This window comes from Acidovorax sp. 69 (genome assembly GCF_002797445.1).
Taxonomy (GTDB): domain Bacteria; phylum Pseudomonadota; class Gammaproteobacteria; order Burkholderiales; family Burkholderiaceae_C; genus Acidovorax.
Window position 1 is genome coordinate 2,177,762 of sequence record NZ_PGEP01000001.1, and the last position, 22,549, is coordinate 2,200,310.

Sequence of the window (22,549 nt, forward strand, 5' to 3'; positions counted from 1 at the left end):
AACTATGAAGTTCGCTATAAAGGCTGTAGCAGCCTCGGTAATCTTGGCAAGCGCTGGCGGGGCCTTCGCTCAAAAGGGCGAGACGGTGAAAATCGCCTGGCTCGACCCCCTTTCCGGCCTGATGGCAGCGGTAGGAACGAACCAGCTCAAGAGCTTCCAGTTCATCGCTGAAGAGTTCAACAAGAAGAACTCGGCTGGCGTCAAATTTGAAATCATCGGCATTGACAACAAGCTCAGTCCCCAGGAAACCACCAGTGCTCTGCGCTCGGCGATGGACCAGGGGGCACGCTACGTGGTGCAAGGCAATGGCTCCGGTCCGGCGCTTGCCATCATGGACGCGCTCGAAAAGCACAACGCACGCAATCCCGGCAAGGAAGTCCTGTTCCTGAACTACGCCGCCGTCGACCCAGACCTCACGAATAGCAAGTGCAGCTACTGGCACTTCCGTCTGGACGCTGACACCTCCATGAAGATGGAGGCGCTGACGACCTATATGAAGGACTTGCCCGAGGTCAAAAAGGTCTACCTGATCAACCAGAACTACTCGCATGGCCACCAGGTCTCGAAGTTCGCCAAGGAAATGATGCAGCGCAAGCGCCCTGACGTGCAGTTCGTCGGCGATGACCTGCACCCCCTGGCCCAGGTGCGTGACTTCTCCCCCTATATCGCCAAGATCAAACAGTCGGGTGCCGACAGTGTGATCACCGGCAACTGGGGCTCCGACCTGGCATTGCTGATCAAGGCCGCCAATGATGCGGGCCTGAACAATGTCAACTTCTACACCTACTACGGCTCTGTCACGGGCAGCCCCACGGCCATGGGTCCTGCCGCCGCAGGCCGTGTGTACATGGTGGCCTACGCCCACATGAACCTGCCGGGTGAACTCAACAAGATCGTGGTGGACTACAAGAAGAAGTTCAACGACGACATGTACACGGGCGCTGTCTATCACGCGTTCACGATGCTGTCCGAAGGTTTTACCAAGGCCAAGTCCACCGACCCCGTCAAGGTTGCCGCTGCGTTTGAAGGCATGAAGTTCAAGAGCTTCAATGGCGAGGTCGAAATGCGCAAGACCGACCACCAGTTGCAGCAAGGCCTGTTCATCTCCAAGTGGGAAAAGGCGGGCGGCAAGTTCCCGATCGATTCGGAAAACACCGGCTATACCTTCGTGCCTTTGAAGTATTACGAGCCCTATGTGGCCAGCACGCCCACTTCGTGCCAGATGAAGCGTCCTTGAATCCGGTGCTGGTGTTTCGGCACCAGAACTTCGAGGCCCGACCTACTCGGGCCTTTTTTTTACCCAGTGATGAAAAATTCCAATGAATCCTGAGTTTTTCGTGATCTCTTTGCTGAACGGTGTGAGCTACGGGCTCCTGCTGTTCATGCTGAGTTCCGGCCTCACGCTGATCTTCAGCATGATGGGCGTGCTCAACTTTGCACACACCAGCTTCTACATGCTGGGTGCCTATTTTGCGTTCACCATCTCCGGGGTGGTGGGCTTTTGGCCCGCACTGGTGCTGGCGCCCCTGGTGGTGTTTGTGCTGGGGGCTGCATTCGAGCGTTACTGCTTGCGCCGGGTGCACAAGTTCGGCCATGTGCCTGAACTCCTGGTCACGTTTGGGCTTTCGTATCTGATACTGGAAGTGGTGCAGTTGGTTTGGGGCCGCTCCACGGTGCCCTATGGCCTGCCTGAGCAACTGCAGGGACCCTTGTTCTCGCTGTATGGCACGCAGTTCCCCAAGTCGCGTTCGTTCGTGATGCTGGTGGCTATGCTGATGCTGGTATCGGTGTGGCTGCTGCTGACACGCACGCGCATCGGGCTGGTGATCCAGGCGGCGCTCAAATACCCCGACATGGTCGAGGCTCTGGGGCACAACGTTCCGCGCGTCTTCATGCTGGTGTTTGGCGGCGGCGCAGCGCTGGCGGGTCTGGCGGGTGTGATTGGTGGCAATACCTATGTCACAGAACCCGCCATGGCGGGATCGGTGGGCTCCATCATCTTTGTGGTGGTGGTGGTGGGGGGCATGGGTTCTTTGGCGGGGGCCTTTCTGGCATCGCTGCTCATCGGACTGGTGCAGACCTTTGCTGTGGCCCTCGACTACTCGTTGATCCACGTTTTCAAGGCCGTGGGTGTGGCGGTGACCGACCAGACCTTTGGCTACCCTTTGCTCAAACTCACGATCTCTCAGGTGGCGCCGATCCTGCCTTACCTGTTTCTCGTGCTGATCCTGATCTTCCGCCCCAAGGGCTTGCTGGGCACGCGGGAGGATTGATGCCATGAATTCCACCAACACTACTGTTTCGAGTGCTACGTCGCACTACCGGTTCAAGCCCTGGAACGTCGGGCGGTTCGTCATCTGGACGCTGTTTGCCGCTGCGCTCATCGTCGCTCCCATGCTGTTTCGCAGCAGCCTGGCGCTGACCATGCTCTCGCAGATTGGTTACCTCATCATCATCTGCCTGTCCTACAACATGCTGTTGGGGCAGGGGGGCATGCTGAGCTTTGGCCACGCTGTTTACACCGGTTTGGGTTCTTTCATTGCGATCCATGCGATGAACATGGCGGCCAAGGGCAGCTTCAGCATTCCGCTGGTGTTCATTCCCGTGGTGGGGGGGCTGGCCGGTGCGTTCTTCGCCATTTTGCTGGGCTTTGTGACCACCAAGAAGTCAGGCACCACGTTCGCCATGATCACACTGGGCATTGGCGAACTGGTGGCCTCGATGGCGCTGATGTTCCCTGAGTTCTTTGGCGGCGAGGGCGGCATCACGACCGATCGCGTGTATGGCCAGTCATTCTTCGGCATCAGTTTTGGGCCAGCCATTCAGGTGTACTACCTCATTGCCGCGTATTGCTTTGTGTGTACAGCGGCGATGTTTGCATTCACCGGCACCCCTTTGGGCCGCATCCTGAACGCTGTGCGCGACAACCCCGAGCGCGTGGAGTTCATCGGCTACAACACGCAGCGAGTGCGCTACTTTGCCTTCATCATCGCGGGCTTTTTCGCAGGCATCGGCGGCGGCCTGGCCACGATCAACTTCGAGATCGTGACTGGTGCGGACAGCCTGAACGTAGTGCGCTCGGGTGGGTATCTGCTGTTCACCTTCCTGGGCGGGGCCACGTTCTTCTTTGGTCCCATCATTGGTGCCGTGCTGCTGGTGCTCGCCTCGGTCCTGCTGTCAGAACTGTCCAAGGCTTGGCTGCTTTACCTGGGCCTTGTTTTCCTGTTCATGGTGATGTACGCGCCCGGCGGTGTGGCCAGCCTGATCATGATGAATCTGCGCCTGGCCAAGTTTGGCAAGTTGCGCCAGTTGTGGACCTCCTACCTGGGGCTCGGTAGCACGGCCTTGGTTGGTGTGATGGGTGCTGCCTGCATGATCGAAATGACCTACCACCTGCAACTCAATGCGGCGCTGGGGTCTGAGCTGACGTTCCTGGGGGCGACGCTCGATGCCAAGGGCTTTACCAGCTGGTTTGGTGCTGTTTTTGTGATGGTGACGGGCTTTGCCCTGTTCGAACTTTGCCGGCGCCAGTTTGTGCGCCAGTGGAGCAAGATTCAGGAAGAAATAGAACATGAAATCAAGCGCGGGGAGGCTTTGTGACCATGGCGGCTGACAACGCAACTTATGCGCTCGAACTGCGCGACCTGCGCAAGAGTTTTGGCAAGACTGAAATCATCCGGGGTGCCAATCTGTGCGTGGTTCCTGGCGAGCGTGTGGCCATCATTGGCCCCAATGGTGCGGGCAAATCCACGCTGTTCAATTTGATCAGCGGACGTTTTGCGCCTACCAGTGGCGACGTGATCCTCAACGGCCAGCGCATCAATGGGCTGGCACCGTACGAGATCAACCGCAAGGGGCTCTCGCGCAGCTTTCAGATCACCAACATCTTCCCCAAGCTGTCGGTGTTTGAGAACCTGCGCTGCGGCGTGCTGTGGAGCATGGGCTACAAGTACACATTCTTGCGCTTCCTGTCGAACCTGCACGATGCCAACGAGCGTGCCAAGCAGCTCATGGAGATGATCAAGCTCGACAAGAAGCGCGACACGCTGGCGATGAACCTCACATACGCCGAGCAGCGCGCGCTGGAGATCGGCATCACCATTGCTGGTGGTGCCAACGTGATCCTGCTGGACGAGCCCACGGCGGGCATGAGCAAGACCGAGACCACGCGTTTCATCCATCTCATCAAGGAAGTGACGGAAGGCCGCACCCTGCTCACGGTAGAGCACGACATGGGGGTGGTGTTTGGCCTGGCCGACAAGATTGCCGTGGTGGTCTATGGCGAAGTGATCGCTTTCGATACCCCTGACAAGGTACGCGCCAATGCGCGTGTGCAGGAGGCCTACCTGGGATCGGCTGTGGCCGACGAGCAGGGTGCAGGACACTGACTATGCTGAAAATCGAAAACCTCCACGCCTATTACGGCAAGAGCCATGTGTTGCATGGCGTGACCTTTGACGTCCAACCTGGTGAAATCGTAGCCCTGCTGGGGCGTAACGGTTCGGGCCGTTCGACCACCGCCAAGGCCATCATGGGCCTGGTGGACTGGGAAGGCACCCTCCAATGGAAAGGGCAAGACCTCAATGGCAAAAAGGCCTATGAGATCGCCCACTTGGGCGTGGGCTACGTACCGGAAAGCCGTGACGTGTTTCCCAACCTCACGGTGCACCAAAACCTGATGCTGGGGCAAAAGGGCAGCGGTAAAAACAGCCGCTGGTCATTTGACGACATGTACGAGATGTTTCCCCGCCTCAAGGAGCGCCAGCACACAGAAGCGGGCGTGATGTCGGGTGGCGAGCAGCAGATGCTCACACTGTGCCGCACGCTGATGGGCGACCCCGACCTCATCATCATCGACGAGCCCACCGAGGGGCTGGCCCCCAAGATCGTGGAGCTGGTGGGCCAGTACCTGCAGACCATCAAGGCCCGAGGCATCTCGGTACTGCTGATCGAGCAGAAGTTGACCATCGCCATGAAGATCTCCGACCGGGCGCTGGTGATGGGCCATGGCGCTATCGTGTTCCAGGGCACGCCGGACAGCCTGCGTGCCGACAATTACATCCGCAAGGAGTGGCTGGAGGTTTAGAAGCCCCCCTGAGTCGCCTTCGGCGCCTTCCCCCGGAGGGGGACGCCCCCAGCGCGGCGGGGCGGCCCTAGCGCGGGGGCGCTGGCCTGGAGTGCGCCAGTTTCGCGGGCTGAGCGCGTGGCTGAGGCCTGAGGAGGCCTTTTTGCATCGGTCCACAGAGGCGCCCGGTCTTCGGTGGCGTCTCTTTTTTTTTGCCCGACGGAATGTGCTCTGCAGGGGATGTCTGAAACCCCCTTGTCCCGCCCGGGACAAATTGACACGCCAAATGGGTTTGAAGTCTCTACAATAAAAACGCACGATCGTTCTTTTTCACTTTCCAAGGAACAACAGCACCATGACCGCTGAATACAAAGTCCACGGCTCCGTTGCCGTGATCACCATGGCCAACCCTCCCGTCAATGGACTCGGTCTGGCCACCCGCCAGGGCATCGTGGACGGCCTCAGCCGGGCCAATGCCGATGCAGCGGTCACGTCCGTCGTGATCACTGGCGCTGGCGGTGCGTTTTCTGGTGGTGCCGACATCAAGGAGTTCGGCACCGACAAGTCGCTGCAAGAACCCAACCTGCTGTCGGTGATTGCGGCCATCGAGAACTCGGCCAAGCCCGTCGTGGCTGCCATGCACAGCGTTGCCATGGGCGGTGGCCTGGAGCTGGCCCTGGGCTGCCACTACCGCATTGCGGCGCCTGGTTGCCTGATTGCACTGCCTGAAGTCAAGCTGGGTCTGATCCCCGGCGCTGGCGGCACGCAGCGCCTGCCCCGCGTGATTGGCGTGGAAGCAGCGCTCAACCTCATCGTGAGCGGTGAGCCCATCAAGAGCGAGATGATTGGCGCCGTGCCTGGCCAGAAGCTGTTTGACAAGATGGCTGCGTCGGCCGAGTCGCTGGCCACTGAGGCCTTGGCGTTCGCGCAGAGCGTGGCCGATGCACGCCCACTGCCCTTGGTGCGCAACTTCCCTTGCAAGCACCCCGAAGGCGACGCGTACTTCCAGTTCGCGCGCAACATGGTCAAGGGCATGGCCAAGAACTACCCTGCGCCCGCCAAGTGCGTGGATGCGGTCGAAGCGGCCACCAAGAAAAAATTTGCTGACGGCATGCTGGTCGAGCGCGAGATCTTCATCAACCTGATGTGGACACCCGAGTGCCGCGCCCTGCGCCATTTGTTCGTGGCCGAGCGTGCAGCGAGCAAGATTCCCGATGTGGCCTCCGACACCCCCAAGCGCGACATCAAGCTGGTCGGCGTGATTGGTGCTGGCACCATGGGCGGCGGCATCTCCATGAACTTCCTGAACGCGGGCATCCCCGTCAAGATCCTGGAGATGAAGCAGGAAGCGCTGGATCGCGGCATCGCCACGATTCAAAAGAACTACGAAGCCCAGGTCAAGAAGGGCAAGCTCAAGCAAGACAAGTACGAGCAGCGCATGGCCCTGCTAAGCACCACGCTGAGCTACGAAGACTTCAAGGACTGCGACCTCATCATCGAGGCCGTGTTTGAAGAAATGGGCGTCAAGGAAGCTGTGTTCAAGCAGCTGGACGCCGTGGCCAAGCCCGGCGCCATCCTGGCTTCCAACACCTCCACACTCGACGTGGACAAGATCGCGGCGTTCACCAAGCGTCCGCAGGACGTGGTGGGCATGCACTTCTTCAGCCCTGCCAACGTGATGAAGCTCTTGGAAGTGGTGCGTGGCAAAGAGACCGCCAAGGACGTGCTGGCCACCGTGATGGCCATTGGCAAAAAGATCAAGAAGACCTCGGTGGTCTCGGGTGTGTGCGATGGTTTCATCGGCAACCGCATGATCGAGCAATACAGCCGCCAGGCCGGCTTTCTGCTGGACGAAGGCTGCACGCCCCAGCAGGTGGACAAGGCGGTTGAAAAATTCGGCTTTGCCATGGGCCCGTTCCGCATGGGCGATCTGGCCGGCAACGACATCGGCTGGGCCATCCGCAAGCGTCGTTCCGTGGAGCGCGCTGACATGAAGTACAGCCGCACGGCCGACAAACTGTGTGAACTGGGCCGCTTCGGCCAGAAGACCGGTGCAGGCTGGTACGACTACCAGGCCGGCAAGCGCGACGCGATCCCGAGCGATCTGGTCAACAAGATGATCGAAGACCACCGCAAGGAGCTGGGTATCACGCCGCGCAAGATTTCCGATGAAGAGATCGTGCAACGCCTGGTGTTCGCACTGGTCAACGAAGGCGCTCACATCCTGGAAGACGGCATTGCCAGCAAGTCCGGCGATATCGACATGGTCTACCTCACGGGTTATGGCTTCCCCATCTACCGTGGTGGCCCCATGCACTACGCCAGCGAGGTCGGCTTGTTCAACGTGGTGCAGGCCATGGACCGCTTTGCCAAGAACCCTCTGGACGACGCAGAGTTCTGGAAGCCCGCTCCGCTGCTGGCCAAGCTGGCCGCAGAAGGCAAGTCCTTCCAGTAAGCCGCATCCACAGATACCGAATCAAAGGAATTCACATGACCTCCGCCGTGATTGTTTCCACCGCCCGCACCCCGCTCGCCAAGAGCTGGAAGGGTTCTTTCAACATGACGCATGGCGCTACCCTGGGCGGCCACGCTGTTCAGCACGCCGTGTTGCGCGCTGGCATTGATGGCGCTGACGTGGACGACGTCATCATGGGTTGCGCCACGCCCGAAGGCGCCACCGGCAGCAACATCGCCCGCCAGATCGCGCTCAAGGCCGGTTTGCCCATCACGGCCTCCGGCGTCACGGTCAACCGCTTTTGCTCGTCGGGCCTGCAAACCATTGCCATGGCTGCCCAGCGCATCATCGCGGGCGAGGCCGATGTGTATGTGGCTGGGGGTGTCGAGAGCATCTCCTGCGTGCAGCAAGAGATGAACCTGCACATGATCCAGGACCTGGCCTTGGCCAAGCAAAAGCCCGAGATCTACTGGAGCATGCTGCAGACCGCCGAGCAAGTGGCCAAGCGCTATAACATCGGCCGCGAAGCCATGGACGAATACGGCGCCGCCAGCCAGCAAAAGGCTTGCGCTGCGCAAGCGGCCGGTCTGTTCGATGCCGAAATCGCCCCCATCACCGTGACAGCCGGTATTGCCGACAAGACGCTGGGTCTGATCACCAAGCAGGTCACCGTCAGCAAGGACGAAGGTACGCGCGAAGGCACCACGGTCGAAGCCATCAGCGGTTTGCGTTCGGCACTGCCTGGCGGCCTCATCTCGGCCGGCAATGCCAGCCAGTTCTCTGACGGCGCAGGCGCTTGCGTGGTGGTGAGCGAAGAGTACGCCAGCAAGAAGGGCTTGAAGCCCCTGGGCCGTTTCCTCGGCTTTGCGGTGGCAGGCTGCGAGCCCGACGAAATGGGCATTGGCCCCGTGTTTGCCGTGCCCAAGGTGCTGAAGAAGTTGGGACTCACGGTGCAAGACATCGACCTGTGGGAGCTGAACGAAGCCTTCGCGGTGCAGGTGCTGTACTGCCGCGACAAGCTGGGCATCCCAGCCGACCGCCTGAACGTGAACGGCGGCGCCATTGCCGTGGGCCACCCCTACGGTGTGTCGGGCCAGCGCCTCACGGGCCACGCACTGATCGAAGGCAAACGCCGTGGCGCCAAGAAGGTGTGCGTGACGATGTGCATTGGCGGCGGCATGGGCGCTGCAGGCATTTTTGAAGTGTTCTGAACATGCCGGGTGAAACCTCTGCGCAACCACCGGCTGGCGGGGTGTCGCCAGAGGTTTTCCTGGCCATGGGGCGCGAGGTGCTCGCGGCCCAGGCGTTCAGCCAGCTGCTGGGCGCAACGCTGCAAGCATTGTCGCCAGGGCATTGTGAGCTTCACTTGCCCATCCGGCCCGATCTGCTCCAACAACACGGTTTTGTCCACGGCGGCGTGCTCAGCTACGTGGCCGACAACGCTCTGACCTACGCCGGCGGCACCGCCATGCAGGTGCCGGTGGTGACGTCCGAGTTCAAGATCAATTACCTGCGGCCTGCTGTGGGTGATTTGTTGATTGCACGTGCCCGAGCCGTGCACCACAGCCGCTCGCAGGCCGTGTGCCAGTGCGATGTTTTCGTGGTTCAGGCGGGGGTCGAAAAGCTGTGCGCCGTGGCGCAGGGCACTATTGCAGCGTTGCCCGCGCGCCAAGCCGATGCAGCCACGCCTGCAGCCAGTGCTTGAGAGTGCAGCGCGGTGGCTACGCAAAAACTATCTGTTTACCGGTACTCATATTTTCATAGCTGCTAGCGCTTGATGGATAAGCGCTAGAGGCACTTTTTGCTTGGAATGCCATGAGCCTACGCCCTACCGTCGACTTCCTGCTGTACCAATGGCTGCACGCCGAGAATCTGCAGGAGCGCAGCCGCTTTGCCGACCACTCTCGCGAAACTTTCGATGCGGTGATCGACACCTGCGAACGCATTGCGCGTGAAAAGTACGCACCCTTCAACCGCACGGTCGATACGCAAGAGCCGCATTTCGACGGCGAGAAGGTCACGCTGCCCCAGTGCACGCACGATGCGCAGAAGGCCTATGCGGCTTCCGGCATGCTCAGCGCCGCGCAGGACTACGACATTGGCGGCATGCAACTGCCCTACACGGTAGAGGCCGCGGCCAACAGCTTCTTTGCCGTGGCATCGATCAGCATGGGCTCGGGCCTGCTCACGGTGGGCAATGCCAACCTGTTGATGGTGCATGGCACCGAGGCGCAGCAGAAGGTGTTTGCGCTCAACGAATTTTCGGGCCGTTTCTCCGGCACCATGTGCCTGTCGGAGCCGCAGGCGGGCTCGTCGCTCAGCGACGTGGCCACGCGCGCCGTGCCCGACGGCGAAGGTTTTGAGAACGACCCGCTGGGCCCGCGCTACCGCCTCAAGGGCAACAAGATGTGGATCTCGGCCGGTGAGCATGAGCTGACCGAGAACATCATCCACCTGGTGCTGGCCAAGATCCCTGGCCCCGACGGCAAGCTGGTGCCCGGCACCAAGGGCATCTCGCTGTTCATCGTGCCCAAGAAGCTGGTGGGCACCGATGGCCAACTGACGGGTGTGCGCAACGATGTGGCGCTGGCGGGCCTGAACCACAAGCTCGGCTGGCGCGGCACCACCAACACGCTGCTCAACTTTGGGGAGGGCAAGTACCCCGTGGATGGCGAAGCAGGCGCTGTGGGCTACCTCGTGGGCCAGGCCGGCAAGGGCCTGCATTGCATGTTCCACATGATGAACGAGGCGCGCATCGGCATCGGCATGGCCGCCACCATGCTGGGCCTGGCGGGCTACTACGCCAGCCTGGACTACGCCAAGAACCGTCCCCAGGGACGCCCGGTGCAAAACCCAAAGGACAAGGGCGCAGCCGCCGCCGTGGTCAAGGACGTGGCGCAGCCGCAGGTGCGCATCATCGAACACACCGACGTCAAGCGCATGCTGCTGGCGCAAAAGTCGTACGGCGAAGGCGCGCTGGCGCTCAACCTGTTCTGCGCACGCCTCGTGGACGAACAGGCGACCGGTGATGCGGCTGCCGCCGACGAGGCGCGCCTTCTGCTGGAGGTGCTGACCCCCATTGCCAAGAGCTGGCCCAGCGAGTGGTGCCTGGAGGCCAACAGCCTGGCCATCCAGATCCATGGCGGCTACGGCTACACGCGCGATTTCCCGGTCGAGCAGTATTGGCGCGACAACCGCCTGAACATGATTCATGAGGGCACGCACGGCATCCAGGCCATGGACCTGCTGGGCCGCAAGGTGCTGATGGAAGGTGGGCGCGGCCTGCAACTGCTGGCCGGGCGCATCAATGCCACCATCGAGCGCGCCATCCAGGTGCCTGCGCTGGCCGCGCACGCCAATGCCCTGGGCAGCGCACTGCAGCAGGTGGGTGCCGCTACCAAAGCCGCCTGGTCCACGGGTCAGCCTTCCGATGCGCTGGCCAATGCCGTGCCCTACATGCAGGCCTTTGGCCACATGGTGCTGGCCTGGGTCTGGCTGGACGTGGCGCTGGCTACGCTGCACGCCGATGCGACTCTGGAGCGGGCATCGAGTGTGGGCAGAATGGGCGCCATGCGCTTTTTCTTCCACTACGAGCTGCCCAAGATCGGCGCCTGGCTGCAGGTGGTGAGTGCGCGCGATGCGACCTGCGCGGTGTTTCCTGAAGAAGCCTTCTGATGACCGCACCAAAGACCTTGCAGCGTCTGCACAAGCTCATCTGGACGCTGATTTATGGCGGCCTGCTGGCGCTGGTGCTGGGCATCGCCACGGCACGCACCGACGACGCTATTGGCTGGAGCCTGATGGTGGGGGGTGGCCTTGTGGCCGCAGCGGGTGTGGTGCTGATCGGCGTGCGGGCACGCCTGAAGGCCGACACCGGCACCTGACCGTTTGCACCGAGACCCGGACCGACGCGGGGGCGACACAATGGCCCCGCGTTGCATCGCACAATGATCGATGGAGGTCGGAGTCCTGCATTCGCCGATCCCACCAAAAATTCTGAAGGAGACACCATGACACGCACCATCCAACAACTGTTTGACCTCACCGGCAAGACCGCACTGGTCACCGGCGGCTCGCGCGGCCTGGGCCTGCAACTGGCGCATGCGCTGGGCGAGGCGGGCGCCAAGATCGTGCTGAGTTCGCGCAAGGCGTCCGACCTGGAAGAGGCCACGGCCGACCTGCAGGCCGCAGGCATCGATGCCCGCTGGATCGCCGCCGATTGCTCCAACGAAGCCGACATCCGCCGCCTGGCCGACGAGACGCTGGAGCGCCTGGGTCACGTGGACATCCTGGTGAACAACGCGGGCGCCGCCTGGGGTTCTCCCGCCGAGGACCATCCCGTGGAGGCCTGGGACAAGGTGATGAACCTCAACGTGCGCGGCTACTTCATCCTGAGCCAGCACATCGCCAAGCACAGCATGATCGGCCGCCGCAGCGGCAGCATCATCAATGTGGCGTCCATCGCGGGCCTGGGCGGCAACCCCAAGGGCATGAACACCATCGCTTACAACACCTCCAAGGGTGCGGTGATCAACTTCACGCGGGCGCTGGCTGCTGAATGGGGCGCGTACAACATCCGCGTCAACGCCATTTGTCCCGGCTTCTTCCCCAGCAAGATGACGGTGGGCACGCTCAAGGCCATGGGTGAAGAAGCACTGGCCGCGCATGCGCCCCTGGGCCGTCTGGGTGACGATGAAGATCTGAAGGGCCTGTGTGCCCTATATGCGTCCGACGCGGGCAAGCACATCACCGGCCAGTGGCTTGCGGTGGATGGCGGCGTGAGCATTGTCACGGGCGGCTAGTCAACAGCGGCGGCGGGGGCGGGCAGCGTTCGCTATGCTCGCCTTTTTGTTCTAACTACCGGAGTTGCCCTTGCTGAAATTTGGCGTTGAAATCCCCTTTGTCAGCCACCTCGGTTTCACGCTGCACCGCATGGAAGGCGGCGAGTCTGAGTTGCGCTATGAGGCAAAGCCCGAGCACTTGAATTCCTTTGAAGTGACCCACGGCGGCGCGTCGATGACGCTGCTGGATGTGACCATGGCCACGGCGGCGCGCAGCGTGACACCCGATATGGGGGTGGTCACCATCGAGATGAAAACCAGCTTCATGCAGCCCGCACGCGGGCCGCTGGTGGCCAAGGGGCGGCTCATCCATCGCACCGCCACCATGGCTTTTACCGAAGGCACGGTATACGACGCGCAAGGCAAGGTTTGCAGCCACGCCACGGGCACGTTCAAGTACGTGCGGCGCCTGCCCGTTGACGGGCGCAATGTGAATGACCTCAAGGTCATTTCCACCGATTGAGCGCCATTTTTAGACCATATTGGCCTCTAGCGCTTTATCCATAAGCGCTGGTAGCTATTTAATTAATAGTGACAGACCTTCTGAAGGAGCCTCGCATGCCACGCAACCAACAAATCGTTCTCGACAACCGCCCCCAGGGCGAAGCCGTGGCCAGCAACTTCAAGCTGGTGGCGGTGGACACGCCTGCGCTCAAGGATGGCGAGGTGCTGGTGCGCCACCACTTCCTGAGCCTGGACCCCTACATGCGCGGCCGCATGAACGAGAGCAAGAGCTACGCCGCGTCGCAAGGCCTGGGCGAAGTCATGATTGGCGGCACCGTGGGCGAGGTGGCCGACAGCAAACACCCCAAGTACGCCGTGGGCGACAAGGTGGTGGGTATGGGCGGCTGGCAGGAATTCAGCGTGATTGACGGCAACGCCGTGGGCGCACTGCGCAAGGTGGACACCACCCACGTGCCCCTGTCGCACTACCTGGGCGCCGTGGGCATGCCCGGCGTGACCGCCTGGTACGGCCTGGTGAAGATCATTGCGCCCAAGGAGGGCGAGACCGTGGTGGTGAGCGCTGCCACCGGCGCCGTGGGCAGCGCGTTTGCTGCCCTGGCCAAGGCCCGCGGCTGCCGCGTGGTGGGTATCGCCGGCGGCCCGGACAAATGCAAATACGCGGTCGAGGAATTGGGCTTTGACGCGTGCATTGACCACCGCGAGCATGGCGATCTGCGGTCCATGTCCAAGGCGCTGAAGGAAGCCTGCCCGAACGGCATTGATGGCTATTTCGAAAACGTGGGCGGCTACATCCTGGACGCCGTGCTGCTGCGCTCCAACGCCTTTGCGCGCATTGCGGTGTGCGGAATGATCGCGGGCTACGACGGACAGCCCCTGCCGCTGCAGAACCCGGCGCTCATCCTCATCAACCGCATGAAGATCGAAGGCTTCATCGTCAGCGAACACATGGAAGTGTGGCCCGAGGCGCTCAAGGAACTGGGCATGCTGGTAGGCACGGGTAAATTGCGCCCGCGCGAGACGGTGGCCGAAGGCATCGCCGCGGCACCCGAGGCTTTCCTGGGCCTGCTCAAAGGCAAGAATTTCGGCAAGCAACTTGTCAAACTGATCTGATGGCCATGCGCTGGGTGTGGGACCGCTTTGACGACCTGGGCGTGCACGCGCTGCACGACACGCTCGCGCTGCGCTGCAAGGTCTTCATCCTGGAGCAGGGCCCCTACCAGGACCCGGATGGTGCCGACAAACAATCGTGGCACCTGCTGGGTTATGACGATGCGGGCGCTTTGATGGCCAGCCTGCGCGTGGTGGACCCAGGCGTGAACTACCCCGAGCCCTCCATCGGCCGTGTGGTCACCGCCAAGGAAGCGCGTGGCAACGGCTCCGGCCGCGCGCTCATGGTCGAGGGCATGGCGCGTTGCCAGCAGGCGTGGCCCGGCCGCAGCGTGCGCATCAGCGCCCAGGCGCACCTGCAGCGTTTTTACGGCAGCCTGGGTTTTGTGCCGGTGTCGGACGAATACCTGGAAGATGACATCCCGCACATCGAAATGTTGTGGAGCGCCCCATGACCGCTGCAACCGCCCGCCTTGCACACACCCATGACGTGTTCAACCAGAGCACACCCTGGGCCGATGTGAACCTGTTCACCACCAACCTGCCTTTGCAGGACGCGCTGCGCCTGCATGCGCCGGACCTGCCTTTGGCGGGCCTGACGGCACTGGGGGCCGAGATGGGGTCGGCCGAGATGCAGACCCATGCGCGCCTGGCCAACACGCACAAGCCCCAGCTGCGCACGCACGACCGCTTTGGCCACCGCACCGATGTGGTGGAGTTCCACCCCAGCTACCACGCGCTGATAGGTGCCGCGCTGCGCCATGGGCTGCATGCCACGCCCTGGTCGCGCACGGACACCGCCCATGCGCACACCGAGCGCGCTGCGGGCTTCATGATGTTCACCGAGGCCGAGCCCTCGGTGCTGTGCCCGGTGTCGATGAGCTACGCCGTCACCCCGGCTCTGCGTAGTGCAGGCGGCAACCCTGCCGTGTGGGCCGACTGGAGTGCGGGCCTGGCCAGCACGCAATACGACCCACGCCTGGCGCTGTTCTCGCAGAAATCCGCGCTCACCATGGGCATGGGCATGACGGAGAAGCAGGGCGGATCGGACGTGCGGGCCAACACCACGCAAGCGGTGGCTGATGGCGAAGACGCCTGGGGCCCGCGCTACCGCATCACCGGCCACAAATGGTTTTTCTCGGCGCCCATGTGCGATGCGTTCCTGATCCTGGCGCAGGCGCCGGGTGGGCTCACCTGTTTCTTCCTGCCGCGTGTTGTGCCGGGCGGGGCCGATGGATCGGTCAACAACATCCGCATCCAGCGCCTCAAGGACAAGCTGGGCAACCACGCCAACGCCAGTTCCGAAGTCGAGTTCATCGACGCCATCGCGTGGCGCGTGGGGGAGGAGGGGCGCGGCGTGGCCCAGATCCTGGAGATGGGCACTATGACGCGGCTCGATTGCGCCTTGGGCACCAGCGGCCTCATGCGCCAGGCGCTCAGCATTGCGCTGCACCACACGCGCCAGCGTGCCGCCTTTGGCAAAAAGCTCATCGACCAGCCGCTCATGCGCAACGTACTGGCCGACCTTGCTCTTGAAAGTGAAGCGGCTACCGCTTTATCGATAAGGCTCGCCAACGCTTTTGACCATAAAGACCAAAGCGAACACGAGGCCGTGATGGCCCGTTTGTTGACGCCCGTGGCCAAGTTCTGGGTGTGCAAGCGCGGCAGCGTGTTTGCGCAAGAGGCCATGGAGTGCCTGGGCGGCAATGGCTACGTGGAGGAGGGCGGCGAAGGCGTGATGGCCCGCATCTATCGCGAGATGCCGCTCAACTCCATCTGGGAAGGCGCGGGCAACATCATGGCGCTGGATTTGCTGCGCGCCGTGCGCCGTGCCGACACGGCCGCTGCCCTGGCCGATGAACTGGCCCCGGTACGCGGCGCCCACCCCGCGCTGGACCGCATGGCCAGTGCGCTGCCGCTGCGTGTGGACGCCATGACCACTGAGGCCGAAGCCCGCCGCCTGGCGCAGGACGTGGCCCTGGCCGTGCAGGCTGCGCTGCTGGTCCGCAGCGCACCTGCCAGCGTCTTCGGCGCCTTCTGCGATTCACGCCTGGGCGGTGACTGGGGCTACAGCTTCGGCACGCTGGGCACTGGCGCTGATCTGGATGCGCTGCTGGCCCGCGCTCTGCCAACCTGACCATCCTCACATTTTTTGTGGAGAACCCCCATGTCCCACCTCATCCTGCACCACTACCCCTCGTCGCCGTTCTCCGAAAAGATCCGGGCAGTGCTGGGCTTCAAGCAACTGGCTTGGAAGTCGGTTGTTATCCCCAGCATCATGCCCAAACCGGACGTGGTGGCCCTGACCGGTGGCTACCGCAAGACACCGTTTCTGCAGATTGGCGCTGACATCTATTGCGACTCGGCCCTGATCTGCGATGTGTTGGAGCACGAACAGCCCGAGCCCGTGCTGTACCCGCCCCACCTCAAAGGCGTGGCGCGCGTGTTTGCGCAGTGGGCCGACACCACGCTGTTCTGGGCCGCCATGGCGTACAACTTGCAGCCCAAGGGCGCATCGGCCATGTTTGCCAACCTGCCGCCTGCCGCAGCCCAGGCCTTTGGCGAGGACCGCCGGGAGATGAGCGCAGGCATGCAGCGCCTGCGCCCGGCCGATGCCACGGCGGCCTACCGCTCGTACCTGCGCCGCATTGCGCACATGGCCGAAGAGCACGACTTTCTGTTTGGCGCCGAGCCCAGCCTGGCCGACTTTGCGGCGTACCACCCGCTGTGGTTCACGCGCCAGTGTGTTCCGGTCATGGCCGATATTTTTGCTGCTACCCCGGCCGTGCTGGAGTGGATGGACCGTGTGGCGGGCCTGGGTCACGGCCGCATGGAGAAGTTCAAAGCCGAAGACGCCATCACCGTGGCTGCCGGGCTGGACCCGCTGCCACTGGCCGACGACCTGTTCCAGGACGAGCATGGCATTCCCCTGGGAACCTCGGTGGCGATTTCCGCCGAGAGTTTTGGCACCGAACCCACGGAGGGCGAATTGATTGCGGCGACCCGTACCCGCTACACCCTGCGCCGCACCGACCCGCGTGCAGGTACGGTGCATGTGCATTTCCCCCGGATTGGCTACACATTGCGAAAGCTGGAGACTTAAATGATCGACAACTTCAACGGCAAAACGGCCGTTCTCACCGGTGCGGGCTCGGGCTTTGGCCTCGAATGCGCCCGGATTGGAGCCCGCCTGGGCATGAACCTGGTGCTGGTGGACGTGCAACAGGACGCGCTCGATGCTGCAGCGGCCGAGATGCAGTCCGCAGGCTGCCAGGTGCTGGCCCGCAAGGTCGATGTATCGAATGCCGCGCAGATGGAACAGCTGGCCGTGGATGTGGAGCAGCGCTTTGGCGCCCCGCACCTCGTGTTCAACAACGCGGGCGTGGGCGCGGGCGGCCTGGTGTGGGAGAACTCGGTCAAGGACTGGGAATGGGTGCTGGGCGTGAACCTGTGGGGTGTGGTGCATGGCGTGCGCCTGTTCACCCCCATGATGCTGGCAGCAGCCAAGGCAGACCCTGCCTGGCGCGGCCACATCGTCAACACGGCCAGCATGGCGGGCCTGCTTGATGCGCCCAACATGGGCATTTACAACGTGAGCAAGCATGCGGTGGTGAGCCTGTCGGAGACGCTGTACCAGGATCTATCGCTCGTCACTGACCAGGTCAGTGCCAGCGTGTTGTGCCCCTTCTTTGTGCCCACCGGCATCAGCCAGAGCCACCGCAACCGTCCGGGGGAGCTGCCTGCCGACAAGCCCACCAAGAGCCAGCTCATCGGGCAGGCCATGAGCGACAAGGCGGTGGGCAGCGGCAAGGTCACGGCGGCCGAGGTGGCGCAAAAAGTGTTCGATGCAGCCGCGCAGGGCCAGTTCTATGTCTACAGCCACCCCAAGGCGCTGGCCTCGGTGCAGACGCGCATGGAAGACGTGATGCTGGGCCGCAACCCCACCGACCCTTTTGCTGCCAAGCCCGAGGTGGGCGCGCAGCTGCGCGCAGCGCTGCGGGCCGACTGAGCCACGCTGGCGTGTTCCGAACAGTTGGCGGCATCAATGGGCAAAAAAATAGCCGAAAGCGCAGGTAAATCAAGCGCTGATAGCTATTAAAAAGATAGCATATGTCCTTGCAGCCCCCCATAGGAACGGACGCGCAGGAGACCGCATGCGGCCACACCCTGTTCGCCACCGCGCTTGGCACCTGCGGCATTGCGTGGGGGCCGGGCGGCATCGTGGCGGTGCAACTGCCTGAGGCCAATGCACAGGCCACGCAGGCGCGCCTGCTGCGGGGGCTGGCGCCGGGCACGTATGGGCAGGCTATGCCATCCGCCCTGGTGTGCCATGCCATCGCAGGCATACAGGCCTTGCTGGCTGGGCAGCCGCTGGACTTGCAGGAGCTGCCGCTCGATATGTCGCGCATCTCGGCATTTCACCAGCAGGTGTATGCCGTTGCCCGTGACATCCCGCCGGGCCAAACGCGTACCTACGGTGAGGTGGCGGAGCTGTTGGGTGGCAAGGGCCTTTCGCGGGCGGTTGGGCAGGCGCTGGGGCTGAACCCATTTGCGCCCGTGGTGCCCTGCCACCGGGTGTTGGCAGCGGGCGACAAGCCCGGTGGTTTCTCGGCCGGCGGTGGCGCGCTGACCAAGATGCGCATGCTGCAAATCGAAGGCGCATGGCTGGGGGGAACCCGGTCGCTGTTTGGTGAGGCGGACTAAGGCCCCTCCGCGACAGCGGTGAGGGGCACCGGCCACCCACTGCACACTGCGCCCTGCCGCAGGCTGCACAAGAATGTTACGGAGTGCTACATTCATTGAGGCGCCTGCTTTTTGTGCAGTGCGCGCCCCTGCCGGGCTGGCGACGCCAGCATCCTCTTCGGCGTTGTTTGTCTGCCGCACCATCATCCCGATCCCAGCCCCAGGAGGAAGTCCCCCATGTCACCTGAACGCCAACGGCTGGCCCGCATGTTGTTTGACGAGTACATCGCGATGTACTCGGCGCGCGATGCCCGGCTGGTGGACCGCTTCAGCGAGAACTTCAGCGGTTTTGCGGGCAGCAGCGACAAGCTGATCAAGAACCGCAGCGATTGGCTGGAGGTGACGCTCTTGGACTTTGCCCAGGTGCCTGAGCGCATTCGCATCGAGGTGCTGGATCTTTTTCCGCAGGAGCTGGGCGCGGATGTGCTGGCTGTCACCGCGTTCTTCCATATCCATCTGCCCAGCCCCGATCCGCTGTTTTCCCGCGAAATCGCCCGCCTCGTGGTCATTTTTCGGCAAGAGGGTGATGACTGGAAAATTGCGCACAGCAGTATTTCCATCCCCTATGGACTTGCCCGGGACGGTGAGGTGTACCCCGTCAGCCGGTTGCAACAGCGCAACCATGAGTTGCAGGAGATGGTGGACGAGCGCACCCAGGCGCTGGCCCAGGCCAACCACCAGTTGCAGCTGCTCAGCAATACCGATGGCCTGACGGGTATTCCCAACCGCCGCTTCTTTGATGAGGCCCTGGCCCACGAATGGGCGCGCGCCCAGCGGGCCAACGCCCCGCTGTCCCTGATCATGCTGGACGTGGACGTGTTCAAGCACTTCAACGACCACTACGGCCACTTGGCGGGCGATGCCTGCCTGAAGTCGTTGGCCCTGACCCTGGCGCAAACGGGCGGGCACCGCGACGGTGACCTGGTGTCCCGGTTTGGCGGCGAAGAGTTTGTCGTGCTGCTGCCTGGTGCCGATGCCCGCGCTGCCATGGACATGGCCACACACATCCAGCAGGCCATCCATGCGCTGGCCCTGCCTCACGAAGGCGCGCCGTTCGGCATCGTGACCGTGAGTTTCGGTGTGGCCACCATGGTGCCGCAACGCGACCAGTTGGCCCAAGAACTGGTGCGGCGCGCCGATCGCGCGATGTACCGCGCCAAACAGGGCGGCCGCAACCGCATCGATCGGGCGCCGGACTGAAGCGGGCAGTGGGGCCCTAGCCGGCCTGCTGCTTTGCGACTTCTTGCGCGACGCCCCGCACCGTCAGCGGCGCGCAGCCCTCGGCATGGTTGCTGATGGTCACCAGCGCGTTCTGCCCTCGGCCCGTGACGCCCGCAATCACTGCCGCCAGCGCCGCCCGCGTCTCCCGGTCCGGGTGGTGCAGCCGGTCATAGGGGGTGTAGAGCCGTTCGGCCTCTTCGTAGCCGTAGGGACCATGCACGGGGTTCAGGTTCCAGCGGCACACCAGCGGGCTGGGCCACAGTGCGCGCAGAATCGGCAACTGGTCCTTGAGCGGCGGCATTTTGGCGTGCAGGCCCAGGCAGTACGTGGCACCGGCTTCGCGCAGCACGGCGGCAAAGTCGGGGGTCAGCCATTCGGGGTCACGCACTTCCACGGCGATCACGCCGTCTGGCGCCAATGGGGCCAGCGAGGGCAGGGCCAGCAGCATGGCGCGCAGGCGTGCCAACAGGGCCGGCATGCGATCGAGCTGCGCCAGGGGCAGGGGACTGAGCTGGAACACCAGCGCACCCAGCTTGTGCCCCAGTCCCTGCAGAGCGGGTTCCACACATTCGCTGCGGGCCAGCTCCGGGCTCAAAAACGCCGCGTTGGGCTCACGGCCCCGGCCGTCTTCGCTGCGCACCAGGGCATCGGTCACCACGCTGGGCGCCTTCACCACAAAACGAAAGTCGTCGGGCACTTGCGACGCATAACGCTCGTACTGGCTCGCGGTCAGGGGCCGGTAAAAGCTGCGGTCGATGCTGACAGTGCGCATCAGTGGGTGCTGGGCATACACGGCCAGCCCCTGTTTGGAGAGTTGCGCATCGGAGTGCTCGCCTTCCCACACCAGTCCCTTCCATCCGGGGTAGGTCCACGACGAGGTGCCCAGCCGCAGCCGCTCGGGCAAGGCGGTGGCCAAGGATTGAAGAGCGTCGTCCGGCGCGCAGGCCGCCACCTGGCCAGACCGTGCGCGCCGCACCGAGGGGGCTGGGGCTTCGGCGCAGCGCTCTGCGGCCACAGACGTCGTGGGACCGGGCTTGGGCGCGGCATCGCCAAACAGATCGTCTTGCATATGGGGGTGTCAGTGGAGGACAGCCGTATGGCTTTGCCTGCAACGGCTACATGTCCGCAAACAGCCCACCCTCGTCCAGCAGGTCGTAGGTAATCTGGGGCCGCGCATCCATGCTCTTTTTGATGGCTGCGGGAATGGCCTGCCGCGTTTTTCGGCACAAGCCCGGTTGCTCCAGCACCAGAATGGCAATGCCGCGCAGGCTGCGCACTTCATGGGGGCTTTGTGTGATGGCCAGCCGAATGCCCAATTGCTGTTGCATGCGCTCCTGCATCTTGCGGAGGTCGCCCAGGCTATCCAGGTTCTCCAGCCGATCTAGCATTTTCTTTTCTTCCGCTCGGGTCAGCTGAAGAATGCGCATGTCCCCGCTCGGTGCCTGAAGCAGTGCATCCCGCTCGCACACGCAGGTGCCAGGAGGGCATTCTGTGCGGATCGGGAAGGGTGGGGAGGGCATGGAGCGTGTGGGCCGACAGGGCAAGGGTCCGCGCATTTTAGGGAATGGCGGGCCTTGCTGCGCAAGTACCCGGCGCGCAAAGGAGCCGGCGATGGGTGCGGTTCTGCGGCGTGTGGGTGCAGTTGCAGGCGCCATCGGCATGCAAATGGCGCTCTGCGCTGGCCAATGTGCAAATGGGTCGTGGCCCACGAGCGCATGGCGAATGTGGAACCGCTAAAAAATCACCAACAAAAAGGGCTCCCAACGGGAGCCCAGTTTGCTTGGCCAGTGCGGATTGGTTCAAAACACCTCCCATGGCAGCAGCACCCGCACCGCGCGAAGTGCCGCCACCATGGGAAGTCCCGCAACTGCGTCAATCCTTCAATCGATTACATGGCGCTGAATTCGCCCGAAGGGATCTGGCCGGTGCGCAGAGCTTCTGCCGCCTGGGCACGCACCGCAGCGCGGTCAGCCGTGGACTTGTAAGTCACCACGCGCGAACCTGCTGGCTCGATGGAACGGGTCTGTGCCACGGTAGCGGCTTCAGCAGCCACTTCAGCGCGGGTGCGGCTGGTTTCAAACTTGGTGGCAAATTGCGAAGCATCGGCTTCGTCGGCTTGTGCGCCAAAAGAAGCGAAAGCGGCCACAGCGGCGATAGAGAGGAAACGTGCGGTGTTGTTCATGATGAAATCCTTAAAAGCAAAAAAAGCGTCTCAAAAAAGCCGGGTCAAAAACCATTCCTGAACCGGGTTCGGTGAGTCGCCTTGCGGGTTCGGCTCATCGATGGGTTGAACTGTACGCCGATGGTGTTCAGCGAAAAACCACCGGGTCACGAACTAACTGTTCCAGTATTGAGAACAATCAGTCCGCAACTTCTGCACAGTTTTCGCTTCGGGCTGCGACCTGTCTTTTCTGGCGGGGCTGGGCCGCCGCTCTCACGTGGGCATGGTCAATCTCCTGGGGCGCAAACTGCAGCGCTCCTTCGCCGTTCTGTTTCTGAATGCGTCCAGCCAGTAGGCGCCTTACACCGCCCATTAGAGCGCCGGCCACCCAGGGCCGTGGACGGGTCTTCCACATGGGCGACCACGATCACACCGTGGGGGCCCAAACCGCCTGTGGCAAACTCGCGCGCTTCGCTTTTCTTTCGTTTGAT

The 22,549-nt window shown here is 62.9% G+C and carries 22 protein-coding genes; 19 read left to right on the plus strand and 3 right to left on the minus strand.

Annotation, left to right across the window (positions count from 1 at the left end; translation table 11 throughout):
* Positions 1–4: 4 nt before the first annotated feature.
* The 19 genes from CLU85_RS10015 to CLU85_RS10105 all read left to right on the plus strand — a co-directional run bounded on the left by CLU85_RS10015 (position 5) and on the right by CLU85_RS10105 (position 19,876).
* Positions 5–1,237, plus strand: a complete 1,233-nt coding sequence (locus CLU85_RS10015; protein ID WP_100410131.1) for a branched-chain amino acid ABC transporter substrate-binding protein — start codon at positions 5–7, stop codon at positions 1,235–1,237.
* 82 nt (positions 1,238–1,319) lie between these two features.
* Positions 1,320–2,273 carry a branched-chain amino acid ABC transporter permease gene (locus CLU85_RS10020; protein WP_100410132.1) on the plus strand — a complete coding sequence of 318 codons (954 nt, stop codon included), beginning with the start codon at positions 1,320–1,322 and terminating at the stop codon, positions 2,271–2,273.
* A gap of 4 nt (positions 2,274–2,277) precedes the next feature.
* Positions 2,278–3,600 carry a branched-chain amino acid ABC transporter permease gene (locus tag CLU85_RS10025; RefSeq protein WP_100410133.1) on the plus strand — a complete coding sequence of 441 codons (1,323 nt, stop codon included), beginning with the start codon at positions 2,278–2,280 and terminating at the stop codon, positions 3,598–3,600.
* A gap of 2 nt (positions 3,601–3,602) precedes the next feature.
* Positions 3,603–4,388 carry an ABC transporter ATP-binding protein gene (locus CLU85_RS10030; protein WP_100410134.1) on the plus strand — a complete coding sequence of 262 codons (786 nt, stop codon included), beginning with the start codon at positions 3,603–3,605 and terminating at the stop codon, positions 4,386–4,388.
* A gap of 2 nt (positions 4,389–4,390) precedes the next feature.
* Positions 4,391–5,086: an ABC transporter ATP-binding protein gene (locus CLU85_RS10035; protein ID WP_100410135.1), complete on the plus strand. Its 696-nt coding sequence runs from the start codon at positions 4,391–4,393 to the stop codon at positions 5,084–5,086.
* Positions 5,087–5,420: 334 nt separating this feature from the next.
* A complete protein-coding gene (locus CLU85_RS10040) occupies positions 5,421–7,520 on the plus strand; it encodes a 3-hydroxyacyl-CoA dehydrogenase NAD-binding domain-containing protein (RefSeq protein ID WP_100410136.1) in 2,100 nt (699 codons plus the stop codon).
* Between the two features lie 35 nt (positions 7,521–7,555).
* Entirely contained in the window at positions 7,556–8,731 is a 1,176-nt protein-coding gene (locus CLU85_RS10045; RefSeq protein WP_100410137.1) for an acetyl-CoA C-acyltransferase, read from the plus strand.
* Between the two features lie 2 nt (positions 8,732–8,733).
* Positions 8,734–9,225, plus strand: coding sequence for a PaaI family thioesterase (locus tag CLU85_RS10050; protein ID WP_100410138.1), 492 nt, complete (start codon positions 8,734–8,736; stop codon positions 9,223–9,225).
* Between the two features lie 110 nt (positions 9,226–9,335).
* Positions 9,336–11,195, plus strand: a complete 1,860-nt coding sequence (locus CLU85_RS10055; protein WP_100410139.1) for an acyl-CoA dehydrogenase — start codon at positions 9,336–9,338, stop codon at positions 11,193–11,195.
* Positions 11,195–11,404: a hypothetical protein gene (locus tag CLU85_RS10060; protein ID WP_100410140.1), complete on the plus strand. Its 210-nt coding sequence runs from the start codon at positions 11,195–11,197 to the stop codon at positions 11,402–11,404. The genes CLU85_RS10055 and CLU85_RS10060 overlap by 1 nt, the downstream gene beginning before the upstream one ends.
* Before the next feature lie 126 nt (positions 11,405–11,530).
* On the plus strand, positions 11,531–12,322 hold the full coding sequence (locus CLU85_RS10065) for an SDR family oxidoreductase (RefSeq protein WP_100410141.1): 792 nt from the start codon (positions 11,531–11,533) through the stop codon (positions 12,320–12,322).
* 70 nt (positions 12,323–12,392) lie between these two features.
* Positions 12,393–12,824 (plus strand): PaaI family thioesterase, encoded by a 432-nt coding sequence (locus CLU85_RS10070; RefSeq protein WP_100410142.1) that lies wholly within the window; start codon positions 12,393–12,395, stop codon positions 12,822–12,824.
* 95 nt (positions 12,825–12,919) lie between these two features.
* Positions 12,920–13,936: an NADP-dependent oxidoreductase gene (locus CLU85_RS10075; RefSeq protein WP_100410143.1), complete on the plus strand. Its 1,017-nt coding sequence runs from the start codon at positions 12,920–12,922 to the stop codon at positions 13,934–13,936.
* Complete coding sequence (locus CLU85_RS10080; RefSeq protein ID WP_100410144.1) at positions 13,936–14,388, plus strand: GNAT family N-acetyltransferase; 453 nt, start codon at positions 13,936–13,938, stop codon at positions 14,386–14,388. The genes CLU85_RS10075 and CLU85_RS10080 overlap by 1 nt, the downstream gene beginning before the upstream one ends.
* Entirely contained in the window at positions 14,385–16,070 is a 1,686-nt protein-coding gene (locus CLU85_RS10085; protein WP_100410145.1) for an isovaleryl-CoA dehydrogenase, read from the plus strand. The genes CLU85_RS10080 and CLU85_RS10085 overlap by 4 nt, the downstream gene beginning before the upstream one ends.
* A 30-nt stretch (positions 16,071–16,100) precedes the next feature.
* The gene (locus tag CLU85_RS10090; RefSeq protein ID WP_100410146.1) at positions 16,101–17,036 is read left to right on the plus strand and encodes a glutathione S-transferase family protein; all 936 of its coding nucleotides are present in this window, start codon (positions 16,101–16,103) and stop codon (positions 17,034–17,036) included.
* Positions 17,037–17,942, plus strand: coding sequence for an SDR family oxidoreductase (locus CLU85_RS10095; protein WP_100410147.1), 906 nt, complete (start codon positions 17,037–17,039; stop codon positions 17,940–17,942).
* A gap of 101 nt (positions 17,943–18,043) precedes the next feature.
* Positions 18,044–18,637: a methylated-DNA--[protein]-cysteine S-methyltransferase gene (locus tag CLU85_RS10100; RefSeq protein ID WP_100410148.1), complete on the plus strand. Its 594-nt coding sequence runs from the start codon at positions 18,044–18,046 to the stop codon at positions 18,635–18,637.
* A gap of 216 nt (positions 18,638–18,853) precedes the next feature.
* Positions 18,854–19,876 carry a diguanylate cyclase gene (locus CLU85_RS10105; RefSeq protein WP_100410149.1) on the plus strand — a complete coding sequence of 341 codons (1,023 nt, stop codon included), beginning with the start codon at positions 18,854–18,856 and terminating at the stop codon, positions 19,874–19,876.
* 16 nt (positions 19,877–19,892) lie between these two features.
* On the opposite strand, the gene CLU85_RS10110 is transcribed toward CLU85_RS10105, so the two are convergent.
* The 3 genes from CLU85_RS10110 to CLU85_RS10120 form a co-directional block, all read right to left on the minus strand.
* Positions 19,893–20,966 carry a DUF72 domain-containing protein gene (locus tag CLU85_RS10110; protein ID WP_100410150.1) on the minus strand — a complete coding sequence of 358 codons (1,074 nt, stop codon included), beginning with the start codon at positions 20,964–20,966 and terminating at the stop codon, positions 19,893–19,895.
* A gap of 46 nt (positions 20,967–21,012) precedes the next feature.
* On the minus strand, positions 21,013–21,417 hold the full coding sequence (locus CLU85_RS10115) for a hypothetical protein (protein WP_100410151.1): 405 nt from the start codon (positions 21,415–21,417) through the stop codon (positions 21,013–21,015).
* 368 nt (positions 21,418–21,785) lie between these two features.
* Positions 21,786–22,079 carry a DUF4148 domain-containing protein gene (locus CLU85_RS10120; protein ID WP_100410152.1) on the minus strand — a complete coding sequence of 98 codons (294 nt, stop codon included), beginning with the start codon at positions 22,077–22,079 and terminating at the stop codon, positions 21,786–21,788.
* Positions 22,080–22,549 lie beyond the last annotated feature (470 nt).